The sequence below is a fragment of the Catenuloplanes nepalensis genome (assembly GCF_030811575.1).
Taxonomy (GTDB): Bacteria; Actinomycetota; Actinomycetes; order Mycobacteriales; family Micromonosporaceae; genus Catenuloplanes; species Catenuloplanes nepalensis.
The window spans coordinates 9,467,077-9,481,955 of sequence record NZ_JAUSRA010000001.1; the positions used below are offsets into that span (position 1 = coordinate 9,467,077).

Sequence of the window (14,879 nt, forward strand, 5' to 3'; positions counted from 1 at the left end):
GTGGCGATCATCGCGTTCGTCTCGCCGAAGGGCTCGCCCGGCGTGACCACCACGGCCCTGGCCTGCACGCTCTCCTGGCACAGCCGGGTCGTGCTGGCCGAGTGCGACCCGGCCGGTGGCTCACTGATGGCGGGATACCTCGGCGGCGCGCTGGAAGGGCCGCGCGGCATCGGCGAGCTGGCCGTCTCCGAGCTGCGCGACGGCCGCCTGGAGCAGGACTTCTGGGGTCAGCTGGTCGACCTGGACGCGCCGAAGCGGCAGCGGCTGCTGCTGCCCGGCCTGGCGAACCCGGCGCAGGCCGGCAGCCTGACGCCGCTCTGGGGCCGGTTCGCGGACTTCTTCACCCGGCTGGAGCACGAGAACCCGGGCTTCGACGTGCTGGCCGACTGCGGTCGCCTGCACGTGGCGAACCCGCCGTGGCCGATCCTGCGCGCCGCGTCCGCGGTGCTGGTGGTCACCTCGGCCCGGCTTCCGGACCTGTCCAACGCGGCCGCCACGCTCGAGGCGATCGGTCGCGATCTGCGCGACAACGGCGTACCGCCGGGGACCGTGCGGCTGGTGGTGGTCGGCGGCGGGCACGGCAAGGGCGAGATCAGCCGGGCGCTCGGCGTGCCGGTCGCGGCACACCTGCCGATCGACCGGCAGACCGCACAGGTGCTCAGCTACGGGGGTACGGTCCGGGGGCGCCGGCCGCTGATGCGCGCGGCGGCGGCGCTGGAGATGCCGGTGCGGTCCATGGTGGACCGTCGGCGGGCCCGCTCCACCTGGAACACGACGGCCGTGCCGATGCCACCCATGCCACAGCCGGCCCCGCCCGCGACGCACCAGGCCGCGCCGGCTTCGCACCAGGCCGCGCCGGCTTCGCACCAGGCCGCGCCGGCTTCGCACCAGGCCGCGCCGGCTTCGCACCAGATCCCCACGGCTCCGCAGCAGCAGGTTCATGCGGCCGCGCAGCAGGTACCGCCCGTTTCGCGGAACGGTCAGCCGACGCCGCAGCAGGGATCGCCCGCCGCGCAGCAGGGACCGCCCGCCGCGCAGCAGGCTTCCTCCGCGGCGCAGCAGGTCTCGTCCGCCGGGCAGTCGGCGTCGTCCGCGTCGCACCAGGCGACGCCGGATCTCCGGCCGGGGCCGCCGACGTCCCCGGCCGCACCACCGGCGTCCTCGGGTGCGCGGCAGGAGACACCGGTGCCGCAGCAGCCCGCGCCGGCGTCGCAGTGGGCGCCGCACGTGCCGCAGCAACAGTCCCGGCCAGCATCGCCGCCGGCTCCACCCACCAGGAACGGAACCCCGAACGGGTCGCACCCCGCCCCGGACGGACCGATCACGGAGGAGCTGCCGCGTGCGGTTTGAGCCACTGTCCCAGGATCCTCGCCCGGCGCCGCCGGCCAACGGGAACCCGCCGGCCAACGGCGGGCACCCGGCGTTCCCGGCGCAGGCGTTCAACATCGCGCCGCAGCCGGCCGGCGCCACCATGGCGCCGCCGGTCTCGCCCGCACCGACCGGCGCGCCGCGCCGGGACTGGTCCGTGGTCAGGGAGCTGCGCCGGCGGCTGAGCGAGCGGATCACGGTCCTGGAGCGCGGCCAGAACCTCACGCCCGAGGAGGAGCGGCGCGAACGGGACCAGCTCGCGGTCGCGGTCGTCGCAGAGTACGCGGACGGCCAGCGCCGCACCGGTACGCCCATCTCCGCGGCCGACGAACGCGTGCTGCTCGACCTCGTGACCGCGGAGATGGTCGGTCTCGGCCGGCTCCAGCGGCTGCTCACCGACCCGACCATCGAGGAGGTGCACGTGCTCGGCTGCGACCGGGTGCGGATCACCCGGCGCGGTGGCGGCGTGGACTGGGGCGAGCCGATCGCGGACAGCGACGAGGAGATGATCGAGACCATTCAGGCCGCCGCGCGCCGGGCCGGTGCCACCGAGCGGTCGCTGTCCACCTCCAAGCCCACGCTCGACCTGCAGCTGCCGGACGGCAGCCGGCTCGCCGCGGTGTACCTGGTCAGCCGCCGGCCGTACGCGGTGATCCGGCGGCACAACACGCTCGAGGTGACGCTGGACGACATCGCCGGCAGCCGGGCCGACCTGGACGAGATGCTCGACCCGCTGCTGCGCGACTTCCTCCGCGCGTCCATGCACGCCGGCCTGAACATCATGGTCGCCGGGCTGGCCGGTGCGGGTAAGACCACGGTCATCCGCGCGCTGATGCGGGAGATCGCGCCGGACGAGCCGTTCGTGCTGCTGGAGGAGAGCCGCGAACTGCTGCCGGCCCGGGACGAGAACGGCTACCACCGGGCCGTGATGAGTTTCGAGGCGCGTGAGGGCCACGGCGAGCGCGGGCCGGACGGACGCCCGGCCGGCGAGGTGACGATCGCGGACCTGATCCCGCTGTCGCTGCGGATGGGCGTGCTGCGCATCATCGTCGGCGAGGTCCGGTCCCGGGAGATCGTCCCGATGCTCCAGGCGATGACCACCAGCCGCGGCTCGATGTGCACGATCCACGCGCGTACGTCGAGCGGTGTTCTGGAACGGATCATCGAGTTGGCGCTCTCGCACGGCCGCGAGATGACGGTCGAGATGGCCCGCCGGATGGCCGGCAACGCGCTCGACCTGATCGTCTACGTCACGGTCGAGGACGAGACCGCGATCGGCGGCCGCAAGCACCGCTTCGTCTCGCACGTCGAGGAGGTGATCGGCATGGGCGACGGCGGCCGGCTCTCCACCACCACGATCTTCGGCCCGGGCCGGGACGGCCGCGCGATCCCGATGCACCTGCCGGAGCGGGTCCGCGACCAGCTGCTGCGCATCGGCTACGACTCGCGCCTGCTCAGCCGGTATATCGACGCCAAGACCGGCGCGTGGCGCCGGCCCCGGGTGAGCCTGCTGAGGCCGGCGTCATGAACCAGACCGCGAGTCTCTCGCTCATCGCGGCGCTGGCCGGCGCCGCGATCGTCGGCGGCCTGATCCTGGCCGGTGTGGCGATCTTCGGCCGGCCCGGCCCGCGCGGGCCCGAGTCGCCGCTGTCGAGGCGGATGCGGCACCTGTGGAACGGGGCCGACCCGAGCGCGTCCGGACGACGCCGGCACCACGCGATCATCGTCGTCGCATTCGTCGGCGGTGCGCTGGCCTGGCTGATCACCGGCCTGCCGGTGGCCGGTGTGCTGGTGGGCATCGCGATCCCGGGCGCGCCCTGGCTGTTCACCGTGGGCCGGGCCGAGCGGCGCAGCATCGCGCGCGTCGAGGCGCTCGGGGAGTGGACCCGCCGGCTCAAGGACGTCTCCAACATCGGCCAGGGCCTGCAGCAGGCGATCGTGAGCACCGCGGCCACCGCGCCGGACACGATCAACAACGAGGTGCGCACGCTCGCGGCCCGCCTGCGCGCCGGAGAGAACCCGCGGGACGCGCTGCTCCTCTTCGCGGACGAGATGGGCGACCCGGTCGCGGACCAGGTGGTGGCCGCGCTGATCCTGCACCTCACGGACCGCGGCGAGCGCCTCAGCGACGTGCTGTCCTCGATCGCGACCGGTGCCGCGGCCGACGTCGCCACGCGGCGCGAGGTGGAGGCGAAACGCACGCAGCCGCGGTTCGCGGTCCGCTTCCTGACCGGCGTGACGCTGCTGGTGCTCGTGGTCGGGCTGCTCAACCCCGACTACATGCGGCCGTACGCGTCGACGGTCGGCCAGATCATCATGGGCTCGCTCGGCGCCGCGTTCGTGACGCTCCTCGCCTGGGTGCGCGGGATGAGCATGCCGCCGGTCGTGCCGCGTTTCCTCAACCCGCCGCGGGTCGAGGAGGTGGCCCGGTGAACGCCCCGTTCGGCCTCGTACTCAACACCGACCTGGCGATCGCGGTCAGCGGAGGAGCCGCCGTCGGCGCCGGTGTGTTCCTGTTCGTCCGGGAGTTGCTCCCGGCGACGCCCGCGCTCGCGCCCGCGCTGCGCCGCCTGCACCGGGAGACGCGCGCACCGGCCGCCGAGACGCGCCGCCGCCGGCGCCTGGACTGGCTCGGCGGCCTCGCCCGCTGGCTGCGCCCGCCGCAGCAGGAGCTGGACCTGCTCGGCCGTACGCCGGAGCAGTACGCGCTGTCCATCCTGGTCTCCGCGCTGGTCGGCCTGGTCGCGCCGGTCGTCTCGCTGACCTTCATGGCCGCGGCCGGGATCCGGCTGCCCTTCGTGGTGCCGGTCTTCGCCGGCCTGCTGTGCGCGGCCGGCGCGGCCTGGCTGACCCACCACGACGTGCTGGCCAAGGCCGAACGCGCGCGCCGTGAGTTCAGCCGGGCCGTCTGCACCTACCTGGACCTGGTCGCGCTGCAGATCTCGGCGGCGCACGGCCCGGTCCAGTCCCTCGAACAGGCCGCCGCGATCTGCGACGGCTGGGTGTTCGAGCGCATCCGGGAGGCGCTGCACATCGCACAGCTGCAGATGCGCTCCCCCTGGGAGGAACTGCGTGAGCTCTCCGAGCGCATCGGCGTGCCCGAGCTGGGCGACGTCGGCGCGATCATGCAGTCCTCCGGTACCGAGGGCGCGCAGGTGCACGACACCCTGCGTAGCCGAGCCGACGCTCTACGCGACCAGATCCGGACCGAGGCGCTCGCCCGGGCCGAGGGCGTCACCAGTCGGCTCGACATCCCCGGTGCCCTGCTCGTGTTCATCCTGCTCGGTTTCATCCTCTTTCCGTTCATGGCCAGGGTCTGACCACAACCCCCGAAGGGAGGGCCCGCAATGCCTCTGCTCATCGCGGCATACGTCGCCGTGACCACCCGGCTCGCGCGGCTCAACAGCCCCGAGAACCGGGACCGCGGCGAGAGCCCGGTCTCCACAGTGATCATCATCGCCGGACTCGCGATCCTCGCGATCGGCGTCCTCGCCTGGGCCGGTGACAAGGCCCTGGAGTACATGGACGACCCCACCGGGGGACTGCCTGCGGCACCGGCAGTGCCCTGATCGGTCGCCGATGATCTCGCACACCGCTCCGCGCCGCGTGCGGTCCAGCCGGGACCGCACGCGGGCGGTGTGCGCCCGGAGCCGGCTCCGGGCGCAGCGCGGTGCGTCCCCGATCGAGCTGGCCATCCTGATGCCGGTCATCTTCTTCATGCTGTTCGGCGCCATCCAGATCGCCGCGGTCTACATGGCGCGGGCGACCGCGCTCTCCGCCGCCCAGACCGCGGTGAGCACCCAGCGCCTGTACGACGCGGACGAGGGCTCCGGCCAGGCCGGCGCGCTCGCGTTCATCCAGACCGCCGGGGACTGGCTCACCGAACCCGAGGTCATCGTCGTCGTCGACGAGCCGAACGGAGTGGTCAGCTGCGACGTCGCCGGGAACGCGCTCTCGATCATCCCCGGCTGGACGATCAGGGTCACCCAGTCGGCGAGCGGGCCGATCGAGCGCTTCACCGGGCCGGGAGACGCCCCGTGATCCGCCGCGCCGACCGTGGGTCGGTCTCCGTCGAGGTGGCGATCCTCGCACCCGCCTTCATCGCGCTGATCGTGACCGCGTTCGTGGTCGGCCGGACCGCCACCGCGGCCAACGCGGTCGACCTGGCCGCGCACGACGCCGCCCGGGCCGCCTCGATCGCCCGGAACGTGACCGACGCCGACGCGGCCGCGCGCGCGGCGGCGCAGGACGCCCTCGCCCAGCAGGGCCTGACGTGTGTCAACGCGAACTTCATCGATTACGGTGCACCGAACTCGCTGACCCGTGCGTTCGCCACGCCGGTCGGCCAGCCCGCGTCCGTGGTGGTGACCGTGACGTGCGTGATCTCGTTCGCGGATCTGGGCTTCCCGGGCGTACCCGGGAACCGCATGCGGCAGGCCCGCTACGAGTCGGTGCTCGACACGTACCGGAGCCGGTCATGATCTTCGATGGTCGTGACCGCGGCCGGGTCAGCATCTTCCTGGCGATCACGCTCTTCGCCGTGCTGGTGATCATCGGTCTCTCGTTCGACGCGTCCGGGCGGCTGCGCACGCTGCAGCGCGCCAACAACCTGGCGGCGGAGGCGGCCCGCGCCGGCGGCCAGCAGATCAACGTCGAGGCGGCGATGAGCGGCGGCCAGAAGGTCGTCGACATGAACGCGGCCGCGGTGGCCGCGCGCGCCTACCTGCAACGGGCCGGGGTCGCCGGCACCGCCACCTGGATCACCCGGGGGGCGGGATGCGCCGACACCGCGCGCTGTCTGCGGGTCGACGTGCAGATGACGTACCAGATGGTGATGTTGCCGGTCTTCGGTTTTCCGGAGACGGTCGCCGTCAACGGCAGCGCCACCGCGGAACTCCTGACCGACGAGGACATCTGACCCACGAGAGAAGGCGACGGGGCATGACCAGCACACAGATCTCCGTACCGCGGAGGATCGGGCGGATCGCGACCGGACTGGCCGGGCTCGTGCTGCTCGTCGGCCTGCTGGGCGGCGCGCCGGTCGCGCTCTACGCGGTCGCCGGCAACCCGATCCCGGACCAGCTGCCCACGCTGGACGCCGCGATCAGCACGCTGACCAGCCCGGACGACGGGCAGCTCTTCCTGCGCGCGCTCGCACTCGTGGGCTGGCTCGGCTGGCTCACGTTCGCGCTGTCCGTGCTGATCGAACTCTGCGCGATGATCCTGCGGGTGCCGGCGCCGCACCTGCCCGGCATGCGCACCCAGCAGCGGATGGCGACCGCGCTGCTCGCGTCCGTCACGCTGATCGTCTCCACCGGCGCCGCGGCCTCCGCGTCCGCGCTCGGCCTCGGCGCCACGCACGCGCCGGCCAGCGGGTTCGCGCCCGCGGCGGCGCCGAGCATCGGCATCCCCGGTGACACGCCGCTGCACGTCGGCTACCAGAGCGCGGCACCGACGTACACCGCCGGTTTCGGTGCCGCACCGGCGCGTCCGGCGGCAACGGATCCCGCACCGGCGCGTCCGGCCACGCCGGACCTGGTCGGGGCCGGCTTCAGCGCGCCGAACGCGTGGGATGAGGGGCCCTGGAGCGGTACGCCGGGGACCGACCCGATGCACGCGGCCGCGGGGAACACCGCGGGGGAGGCCGGGGGCCAGGCCTACCGGGCACCGGCCAAGGAGGCGCAGCCGGGCGAGCCGGTCTACCGGGTCGAGCAGGACGACTACCTGGGCACGATCGCGGACCGCTACCTCGGAGACTTCGAGCGCTACCCGGAGCTGGCGCAGCTCAACGGCATCTCGGACCCCGACATGATCCAGGTCGGCGACTTCCTGCACCTGCCGGAGAACGCCAAGGACCGGGGGGTACGCGAGCACGCCACCGGCCTCGTCGACGCGCCACCACCGGCCACCGCCCCGGCCGAGGGCGGCGCGGCCGCACCGGCTCCGGAGAGGCCCGCACCGGCTCCGGAGAGGCCCGCACCGGCTCCGGAGAGGCCCGCACCGGCTCCGGAGAAGCCCGCGCCCGAGGCGGCCGCGCCCGGCACGTCCGCGCCCGGTGCACCGGCGCCCGGATCGAGCACGGCCGCGCCGTCGACGCCGGCTCCCGGCGTCGACGCACCCGGCGGCCACACCACGCCGGTCCCGCCACCGGCGCACCACGGCGAGGACCCGCTCGGCGGCCTCAACGGCGCCAAGGGCCTGGACGGCAACGACCGCGGCCCGCTCCCGCTCGCGGTCTCCGCGGTGCTGGCCGCGGCCGCCGTGGTCGGCGCACAGGTCGGCGCGCTCCTCGGCCTCCGCGACCGCCGCCGCCCCCGCCACTGACAGCGCCGGAGGCTCCGGCCGGCGGAGTGGCGGCTTGCCGCTGGCGGTGCCGGAGGGTGCGATCGGCGGAGTGGCGGCCTTGTCGCTGACGGCATCGGAGGCTTCGGCCGATGAAGTGAGGGCTTGCTGTGACGGCGCCGGTGGGTTCGGCCGATGATGCGGCGGTTCCGCGACTGGTGGCGGCTGCGCGACTGGTGGCGGTTCCGCGACTGGTGGCGGCGGCGCGACTGGCGGCGGCTGCGCGACTGGTGGCGGTTCCGCGACTGGTGGCGGCGGCGCGACTGGCGGCGGCTGCGCGACTGGTGGCGGCGGTCCGGACGGCGAAGCGGCCGCCCCGGATCGGGGCGGCCGCACGGGTGCGAGAAGGGTCAGAGGCCGAGGATGCGGTCCAGGAAGTCGCGCTGGCGGCGGACCAGGACCCGGAGCTGCTCGGTGTCGCCCTGACCGGACGACGTGCCGCCGAGCGCCTCGCGCTGCTCGGTGACGGCTGCGTTCAGCGCGGCGACCACCTCGTCGATCAGCGTGCCCGCATCCGAGGCGGCCTGGGCCGGGTCGTCGACGAAGCGGAGCTGGACCTCGCGCCACCGGTCGCGGAAGTCGCCGGTGGCTCCCTCGCTGAAGAACGCGGCCAGCGCGGGCTGCTCCGGGATGTCGCCGGGGAGCAGTTCGACCGGCTCGTCCACGGTGGCCGGCGTCTCCTCCGCGTCGGCCGGCACCGGGATCGGCTCGATCGGCACCGCGGCCGTGCCTCCCGCGGTCATCGGCTCGCCGTCGGTCCGGCCGTCACCGTCCCGGTCGTTCGCGATCGGTTCGGCGTCGATCCAGCCGTCGCCGTCCCGGTCCTTCGCGATGGTCTCGGTGTCGACCTGGCCGTCACGGTTCCGGTCGGTCGCGGTCGTGTCGGTGTCGGCCTGGCCGTCGCCGTCCCGGTCCTGGCCGGTGGTGGTCCGGTCCCGATCCTTGACCGCCGCGCCCGCCACGGCGGCGCCGGCGACCACACCGGCCGCGACGCCGAGTGCCGCGGTTTCGGCGGCGTGCGTGTGCGACTGCTGCTCCTCGGGCCGGTCCTCGTCGGCGAGACGCTCGGTCCCGTCGGCGGCGCCGAAGCCCTCGCTCGCCGTCACGCCCTCGGCCCGGAGCGGCTTGTCCGTGCCGGTCTCGCCGGTGTCCGCCGCACCGGCCGGGCCGAATCCCTCGACCGGCTCGGCGCCACGCTCGTCCGCCGGTCCGAAGCCCTCCCGGTCAGCGTCAGTGTCAGCGCCGGTCACGCCGTCCGAGTCGGTGCCGTCGTGGGCGCGGCCGAACTCCGACGGGGAATCGGACGGATCGACGGCACGACCCCACTCGTGTGGCGACTGCGCCGCGACGTCATCGGACGCGTCGGCGGCTTCGACGACGTGCGCCGACCGCGTCTCGTCGTCACCCGTCTCGTCACCCGTCTCGTCGGCGGCGCGGCCGAAGTCGTGCGGAGACTGCGCCGCGCCGGCCTCCGGCGCATCGCCGGCGTCGTGCGGAGAGCCGGCGCCGTGGAACTCCGCCGGGGACCCCACGGAGACCGGCGTGCCGAACGCGTCCGTCGGCTCGGCCGGGAACGCCGGCACCGTGTCCGTCGCGTCCGGCTCGGTGATCTCGCGCCGCGCGGCCTGCTCGGACGCGGCCACCGCGCCACCCACCGTGGCCGCGCCGAACGCGGTCTCCTGCGGCACCGGCTCGACGAACACCGGCTCCTCGTCGTCCCGCCGGGCCTCGGCGGCCTCCGGCGCCGTGCCGGCGTCCGGGACCACCTCCGCGTCGACCGGCTCGCCGGTCCGAACCGAGCTGTCCGTCTCGTCGTCCGGGCGACCGTTCCTGTCGGTGTCGTCCGGGCGACCGTTGTTGTCGGTGTCGTCCGGGACGGTGTCGGCCGGGTTCGTGTCGACCGAGCCGACGGAGATGTGCGGCCGGTCCGCGGCCACGTCGCCGCCGGCCGGTGCGGCCCGGTCCGCGTCGTCGTGTCCGTCCAGGTCACTGTCGGTGGGGTCCCGGTCGGTGTCGTCGAATCCGCCGGAGAGGTGCGGCCGGTCGGCGGCGTCCGGCGCGCGGTGGGTGTCGCCGTCGCTCACGTGGTTCTCTTCGGAGCTGCGCGGCACCGGCACCGGCTCGGAGTGGATGGTGCCGGTGCCGGTGGCGTTGTCGCCGGGCGCGCCTTCGTCGGTGTTGTCGTCAGGCTTGGAGTGTGACTCGCTCTGGAAGAAACGCATCGGAAGATCTCCTCACCGGTGGCTGGTGTGGGTGTTCTCAGAGGAGCTGGCGGGAGAGGTCGGCGGCACCGGATCGGCTTCGAGCAGCTCGCCGAAGAGTGCGCGGTAGTGAACGACGGCCTTGCGGAGCTGCTCGGTGCTTGCCTCACCACGGGCGCTGGCGACGCTGATCTCGTGCGCGTCCCGATAGTGGCCGAGCGTGTTCGCGTGCTCGACCGAGAGGTGGCGGAGCTGCTCTTCGTAGTTCTCCGTAGGATATCCGCGTTCGGCAATCAACTGGGTCACAAGTTCATCAGCTTCGGCCACCGCCGCGACGGGCGAGTCGATGAACATGGCCTGGACCCGTTCCCACTCCGCGGTGTACCGGGTGCGGGACTCCGCGCGCAGCGGGGTCAGCGTGAGCTCGGCGTGCTGGCGCTCGCGTTCGAGCAGCTCCCTCTCGGCGGCCTCGCGGCTGCCGGACTCTTCCACGATGCGGTCGTACTCTGGCCCGAAGCGTTCCTGGAGCCGCCGGCGGGAGCGGTTGCGGCCGAGGAAGACGGCGACGGCCGCGACGGCGAGCACGATGACGGCGACGACGATGAGGACGGCGATCTGCGTACCGGACATGGTTTCCTCCTTCCCCGGGCTAATGCCCGGCGGAACGTGATCCCCAATCCACCTTCCGCGGGTTTGTTGGGCGGGCCGCCGGGGAGCTGACCGAAAGGTTGATCAATGCCTGATCACTCCTGGTCAGCGCGCGGTGTCGCATTCCCTGTCCGTCTACTTGCACCACCGGCGAGGTAGTGCGCGCGCCGTCGATTACGTATCCTGCCCACCGGGGAAGGTGCTGCGTCGGCCCTGCCGAACCCCTCAGCGGACGAGGTCTGATGAACATCCGGAACTGGTCAATCCGATCGAAGATCATCGCGCTGGTGTCGGTGCCGATCGCGGCGTTGCTGGCCCTCTGGGTCTTCGCCACCGTGCTGACCGTCGATCCGGCGATGCGCCTGCTGGCGTCGCAGGACGTGCTCGACCGGGTCGGCCGGCCCGGCGAGGAGCTGGTGGCGGAGCTGCAGCAGGAGCGCCGGCTGTCGCTGGTCTATCTGGCCGGGAGCGCGCGCACGCCCACCGCGCGGCAGGACAATGTGGCGCTGACCGAGCAGCGCGAGCGCACGGACGCCGCGATGGCGGCGTTCCGGGAGCGCTCGGCGGGGCACGCGGATGCCGGTGAGGAGCTGGGCCGCCGGCTGGAGACCGCCTACACGTCGCTGGACGCGATCGCGCGGCAGCGGGCGTTCATCGACTCGCGCGAGGTGGACAAGCCGGGCGCGCTACGGTTCTACAGCGCGGTGATCGGCGACATGTTCAAGGTGTTCGACCTGGTCAGTCAGTACGACGACCCGGTGCTCAGCCGCCGGGCGAACGCGATGGCGCAGCTCGGCCAGGCCCGCGAGGTGCTCGGCCAGGTGGACGCGCTGGTCGCGGGCGCGTCCACGGCCGGGCAGTTCCAGATCAGCGAGCACGGTCAATTGGTGCAGATAATCGGTACGTATCGGTACCTGTACGACACCGCCGTGGCCGACCTCGACGCGGAGACGCGGCAGCGCTACAACCTGTTGATCCAATCGCCGGTCTTCGAGCGCATGAACAGCATGGAGAACACGCTCATCACGTCCGGTGCGGACGGCAAGGCGGTGCCGATCGGGCTGACCCAGTGGACCCGCACCTACGACCAGGTCGCGCTGCAACTGCGCGGCTTCGAGCAGTTCACCGCGGACCGCGCGGCCGAGGACGCGGTCCCGCTCGCCGTCCGTACCCTCGGATTGCTCGGTGTGGCGGGTCTGCTCGGCCTGGCCGCGATCGTGCTGTCCCTGGTCATCTCCGTCAAGGTCGGCCGGTCGTTGATCAAGCGCCTCACCGAGCTGCGCGCGGCCGCCACCGATCTCGCCGGTCACCGGCTGCCCGAGGTGGTGGGCCGGCTGCGGCGCGGCGACGAGGTCGACGTGGCCGCGGAGACGCGCAGCCTGGAGTTCGGCACCGACGAGATCGGCCAGCTCGGCAACGCGTTCACCGAGGTGCAGCGCACCGCCGTGCAGGCCGCGGTGGACGAGGCGGCGCTGCGGCGCGGCCTCAACGACGTCTTCCTCAACATCGCGCGGCGCAGCCAGACGCTGCTGCACCGCCAGCTCGCGCTGCTGGACCGGATGGAGCGCCGGGTCACCGACCCGGACGAGCTGGCCGACCTGTTCCGCGTCGACCACATGGCGACCCGGATGCGGCGCCACGCGGAGGACCTGGTGATCCTCGCGGGCGCGGTCCCCGGCCGCGGCTGGCGCAACCCGGTGCCGATGATCGACGTGGTCCGCGGCGCGGTCTCCGAGGTCGAGGACTACGCGCGCGTCGACATCGGCGTGGCGGACGACATCGCGGTGGTCGGCCGCGCGGTCGGCGACGTGATCCACCTGCTCGCCGAGCTGATCGAGAACGGCACCTCGTTCTCGCCGCCGCACACCCGGGTCAGGGTCGGCGGCCAGACGGTGCCGAACGGTTACGCGATCGAGGTGGAGGACCGCGGCCTCGGTATGACGCCGGAGGAGCTGGCCGACGCGAACCGCCGTCTCGCCGAACCGCCGGAGTTCGACCCGGCGAACAGCGCCCGCCTCGGCCTCTTCGTGGTCGCCCAGCTCGCCGCGCGCCACCAGATCCAGGTCAGCCTGCGCGTCTCGTCGTACGGTGGCGTCTCCGCGGTGGTGCTCGTCCCGAGCGAGCTGGTCACCGTGGTCGAGCCGTCGCTGCCCCGGTTCGCCGTGGCGCAGCCGGCCGCCCCGTCGCAGAACGGCCGCACCGCGGTCGACGCCCGCCCGGCGGTGAAGCCCCGCGAGATCGAGCCCGCGCGCAGCGCCCGGCCCACGGGTGAGAGCATCGGCACGGTCGTGGTCGATGGCATGGAACTGCCCGGCCGCCGGTCGACGAAACGCCGGAAGGCAGCCCCGATCGCGGCGGTCACATCGGACACGGAGAATGAGACGACACAGGACGGCGAGGACGCGCCGACGCTCGCCATGCCGCAGCCGGGGCGGGAGACGACGGACGCGAACCCGGGGGACGACCCGGAGGAGACCACCACGATGGACGGACTGCCCAAGCGCGTTCGCCAGGCACATCTGGCACCGCAGCTCCGCCCGGGGCGCGCCGCGGCGCAGCCCGTGCCCGCGGAGGCCGCACCGCGGAGCCCCGATCAGGTTCGCAGTCTGATGTCCGCGCTACAGGCGGGCACCAACCGCGGCCGGCGCGCGGCCGAGGCGATGACCGCCGGGCAGCCGGTCCCGGAGCAGCGGGGCGAGGCCGTGCGCGCCACCGCGACGCCGCCGCCCGGCGCGGTGCTGACGCCGGCACCGGACGCCGAGATCCCCGCGGTCGGGACGCCGACGACCGTGCAGTCCAGCGCGGCCGCGGAGAACGACGCGGCAGAGCACAACATGCACCAGGTGACAGACAGGGACGCATAAGTGGCACAGCAGATGACCTCCTCCGTCAACCTCAACTGGCTCCTCGACGACCTGATCAACCGGGTCCCGACGGCGCACCAGGCGGTGGTGCTCTCCTCCGACGGCCTGCTGATGGGCGCGTCGCGGAGTCTGAGCCGGGAGGACGCGGAGCACATGTCCGCGATGGCGGCCGGCTTCCAGAGCCTCGCCAAGGGCGCCAGCCGTCACTTCGCCGCCGGTCCGGTGCGGCAGACCGTGGTCGAGATGGAGTCCGCGTACCTGTTCGTGACCGCGGCCGGCGCGGGTGCCTGCCTCGCCGTCCTGGCCGCGTCGGACTCCGACATCGGCCTGATCGCGTACGAGATGGCCATGCTCGTCACCCGGGTGGGGCAGACCATGACCGCCACCCAGCGAACCCCGGGGGTGCACACCGATGCGGGATAGACCACCGGACATGCCCCGGCGGCCGGACGAGCCGGACACGCACTGGATGGACGACGACGCTGGCCCGGTCGTCCGCGCCTACGCGGTCACCGGGGGCCGGGTGCGCCCGGTCGCCGGCGGGTTCGACCTGGTCGCGTTCGTCGTCTCCCGGGTGGGGGAGAACGCGTTGCCGGCCCACCTGAGCCCGGAGCAGCGCGCCATCATCTCCGCCGCCCGTGAGCCGCTCTCGGTGGCCGAGGTGGCCGCGAAGCTCAACCTGGCGCTCGGCGTGATCCGGGTCCTCCTCGGTGACCTGCTGGCCGCCGACCTGATCTCGATGTACGAGCCGCCCGCGGCTCGCCGGCATGACGAAGACATCCTCAAGGCGGTTGTTAATGGGCTCCGTGCGCTATGACGAGCAGTCGGTCACCGTACCGACGGCTCTCAAGATTTTGATCGCGGGTGGCTTCGGCGCCGGTAAGACCACGCTGGTCGGTTCCGTCAGCGAGGTCCGGCCGCTGCAGACCGAGGAGGTGCTGACCGGCCTCGGCCTGGACGTGGACGACACGTTCGGCGTGGAGCAGAAGGGCACCACCACGGTCGCGATGGACTTCGGGCGCATCACGATCAGCGAGGACCTGCAGATCTACCTGTTCGGCACGCCCGGCCAGGACCGGTTCTGGTTCCTGTGGGACGAGCTGGCGTTCGGCGCGCTCGGCGCGGTCGTGCTGGCCGACACCCGGCGGCTCGCGGACTGCTTCCCGTCCGTCGACTACTTCGAGCAGCGCGGCACGCCGTTCGTGGTCGCGGTCAACATGTTCGAGGGCCACAAGGAGATCACCGAGGCCGCGCTGCGGACCGCGCTCGACCTCGACCCCGAGGTGCCGATCGTGCTCTGCGACGCCCGGGACCGCCGCTCCGGCAAGAGCGTGCTGATCGCGCTGGTCGAATACGTCGCGGAGCGCCGCGGCCTCAGCCTGGCCGGAGCGCCCTCGTAGGCAGGCCGAGGTCCTCCACGAGCTGTTCGCCGCCGGCTGAGCAAGGGGTCGCGTGC

14 protein-coding genes and 1 pseudogene are annotated in these 14,879 nt (G+C 73.4%); 13 read left to right on the forward strand and 2 right to left on the reverse strand.

Annotation, left to right across the window (positions count from 1 at the left end; all coding sequences use genetic code 11):
• From J2S43_RS41240 to J2S43_RS41280, 9 genes and pseudogenes are all read left to right on the forward strand, one after another.
• A pseudogene (locus J2S43_RS41240) lies at positions 1 to 777 on the forward strand (CpaE/TadZ family protein); the annotation flags it as partial.
• Between the two features lie 667 nt (positions 778 to 1,444).
• Positions 1,445 to 2,896 carry a TadA family conjugal transfer-associated ATPase gene (locus J2S43_RS41245; RefSeq protein WP_370881826.1) on the forward strand — a complete coding sequence of 484 codons (1,452 nt, stop codon included), beginning with the start codon at positions 1,445 to 1,447 and terminating at the stop codon, positions 2,894 to 2,896.
• On the forward strand, positions 2,893 to 3,801 hold the full coding sequence (locus tag J2S43_RS41250) for a type II secretion system F family protein (RefSeq protein WP_306838816.1): 909 nt from the start codon (positions 2,893 to 2,895) through the stop codon (positions 3,799 to 3,801). The genes J2S43_RS41245 and J2S43_RS41250 overlap by 4 nt, the downstream gene beginning before the upstream one ends.
• Positions 3,798 to 4,688: a type II secretion system F family protein gene (locus J2S43_RS41255; RefSeq protein ID WP_306838818.1), complete on the forward strand. Its 891-nt coding sequence runs from the start codon at positions 3,798 to 3,800 to the stop codon at positions 4,686 to 4,688. The genes J2S43_RS41250 and J2S43_RS41255 overlap by 4 nt, the downstream gene beginning before the upstream one ends.
• A 27-nt stretch (positions 4,689 to 4,715) precedes the next feature.
• Positions 4,716 to 4,937 carry a hypothetical protein gene (locus J2S43_RS41260; RefSeq protein ID WP_306838819.1) on the forward strand — a complete coding sequence of 74 codons (222 nt, stop codon included), beginning with the start codon at positions 4,716 to 4,718 and terminating at the stop codon, positions 4,935 to 4,937.
• A gap of 10 nt (positions 4,938 to 4,947) precedes the next feature.
• Complete coding sequence (locus tag J2S43_RS41265) at positions 4,948 to 5,409, forward strand: TadE/TadG family type IV pilus assembly protein (RefSeq protein WP_306838821.1); 462 nt, start codon at positions 4,948 to 4,950, stop codon at positions 5,407 to 5,409.
• The gene (locus J2S43_RS41270; protein WP_306838823.1) at positions 5,406 to 5,849 is read left to right on the forward strand and encodes a TadE/TadG family type IV pilus assembly protein; all 444 of its coding nucleotides are present in this window, start codon (positions 5,406 to 5,408) and stop codon (positions 5,847 to 5,849) included. Before J2S43_RS41265 ends, J2S43_RS41270 begins: the two co-directional genes overlap by 4 nt.
• The gene (locus J2S43_RS41275) at positions 5,846 to 6,286 is read left to right on the forward strand and encodes a pilus assembly protein TadG-related protein (protein ID WP_306838825.1); all 441 of its coding nucleotides are present in this window, start codon (positions 5,846 to 5,848) and stop codon (positions 6,284 to 6,286) included. The genes J2S43_RS41270 and J2S43_RS41275 overlap by 4 nt, the downstream gene beginning before the upstream one ends.
• A gap of 23 nt (positions 6,287 to 6,309) precedes the next feature.
• Positions 6,310 to 7,692, forward strand: coding sequence for a LysM peptidoglycan-binding domain-containing protein (locus J2S43_RS41280; RefSeq protein WP_306838827.1), 1,383 nt, complete (start codon positions 6,310 to 6,312; stop codon positions 7,690 to 7,692).
• A 368-nt stretch (positions 7,693 to 8,060) separates the two neighbouring features.
• Here the strand turns inward: J2S43_RS41280 and J2S43_RS41285 are convergent, their stop codons facing one another.
• A complete protein-coding gene (locus tag J2S43_RS41285) occupies positions 8,061 to 9,932 on the reverse strand; it encodes a hypothetical protein (RefSeq protein ID WP_306838828.1) in 1,872 nt (623 codons plus the stop codon).
• Between the two features lie 12 nt (positions 9,933 to 9,944).
• Positions 9,945 to 10,541 carry a hypothetical protein gene (locus J2S43_RS41290; protein ID WP_306838830.1) on the reverse strand — a complete coding sequence of 199 codons (597 nt, stop codon included), beginning with the start codon at positions 10,539 to 10,541 and terminating at the stop codon, positions 9,945 to 9,947.
• Between the two features lie 260 nt (positions 10,542 to 10,801).
• Between J2S43_RS41290 and J2S43_RS41295 the strand changes: the two genes are divergently transcribed.
• Genes J2S43_RS41295 through J2S43_RS41310 form a run of 4 tightly spaced genes read left to right on the forward strand, consistent with a single transcriptional unit; the run spans position 10,802 to position 14,823 of the window.
• Positions 10,802 to 13,423: a nitrate- and nitrite sensing domain-containing protein gene (locus J2S43_RS41295; protein ID WP_306838832.1), complete on the forward strand. Its 2,622-nt coding sequence runs from the start codon at positions 10,802 to 10,804 to the stop codon at positions 13,421 to 13,423.
• A 12-nt stretch (positions 13,424 to 13,435) separates the two neighbouring features.
• Positions 13,436 to 13,846 carry a roadblock/LC7 domain-containing protein gene (locus J2S43_RS41300; protein WP_306839784.1) on the forward strand — a complete coding sequence of 137 codons (411 nt, stop codon included), beginning with the start codon at positions 13,436 to 13,438 and terminating at the stop codon, positions 13,844 to 13,846.
• Entirely contained in the window at positions 13,836 to 14,240 is a 405-nt protein-coding gene (locus tag J2S43_RS41305; RefSeq protein ID WP_306838834.1) for a DUF742 domain-containing protein, read from the forward strand. Before J2S43_RS41300 ends, J2S43_RS41305 begins: the two co-directional genes overlap by 11 nt.
• Positions 14,221 to 14,823, forward strand: a complete 603-nt coding sequence (locus J2S43_RS41310) for a GTP-binding protein (RefSeq protein ID WP_306838835.1) — start codon at positions 14,221 to 14,223, stop codon at positions 14,821 to 14,823. Before J2S43_RS41305 ends, J2S43_RS41310 begins: the two co-directional genes overlap by 20 nt.
• The last annotated feature ends 56 nt before the right edge of the window (positions 14,824 to 14,879 follow it).

Excerpts from the sequence above, each read along its gene's own strand:
- J2S43_RS41250 (WP_306838816.1), top strand. The coding sequence starts at position 2,893 with ATGAACCAGACCGCGAGTCTCTCGCTCATCGCGGCGCTGGCCGGCGCC.
- J2S43_RS41260 (WP_306838819.1), top strand. The coding sequence starts at position 4,716 with ATGCCTCTGCTCATCGCGGCATACGTCGCCGTGACCACCCGGCTCGCG.
- J2S43_RS41265 (WP_306838821.1), top strand. The coding sequence starts at position 4,948 with ATGATCTCGCACACCGCTCCGCGCCGCGTGCGGTCCAGCCGGGACCGC.
- J2S43_RS41275 (WP_306838825.1), top strand. The coding sequence starts at position 5,846 with ATGATCTTCGATGGTCGTGACCGCGGCCGGGTCAGCATCTTCCTGGCG.
- J2S43_RS41280 (WP_306838827.1), top strand. The coding sequence starts at position 6,310 with ATGACCAGCACACAGATCTCCGTACCGCGGAGGATCGGGCGGATCGCG.
- J2S43_RS41285 (WP_306838828.1), bottom strand. The coding sequence starts at position 9,932 with ATGCGTTTCTTCCAGAGCGAGTCACACTCCAAGCCTGACGACAACACC.
- J2S43_RS41290 (WP_306838830.1), bottom strand. The coding sequence starts at position 10,541 with ATGTCCGGTACGCAGATCGCCGTCCTCATCGTCGTCGCCGTCATCGTG.
- J2S43_RS41295 (WP_306838832.1), top strand. The coding sequence starts at position 10,802 with ATGAACATCCGGAACTGGTCAATCCGATCGAAGATCATCGCGCTGGTG.
- J2S43_RS41300 (WP_306839784.1), top strand. The coding sequence starts at position 13,436 with ATGACCTCCTCCGTCAACCTCAACTGGCTCCTCGACGACCTGATCAAC.
- J2S43_RS41305 (WP_306838834.1), top strand. The coding sequence starts at position 13,836 with ATGCGGGATAGACCACCGGACATGCCCCGGCGGCCGGACGAGCCGGAC.
- J2S43_RS41310 (WP_306838835.1), top strand. The coding sequence starts at position 14,221 with ATGGGCTCCGTGCGCTATGACGAGCAGTCGGTCACCGTACCGACGGCT.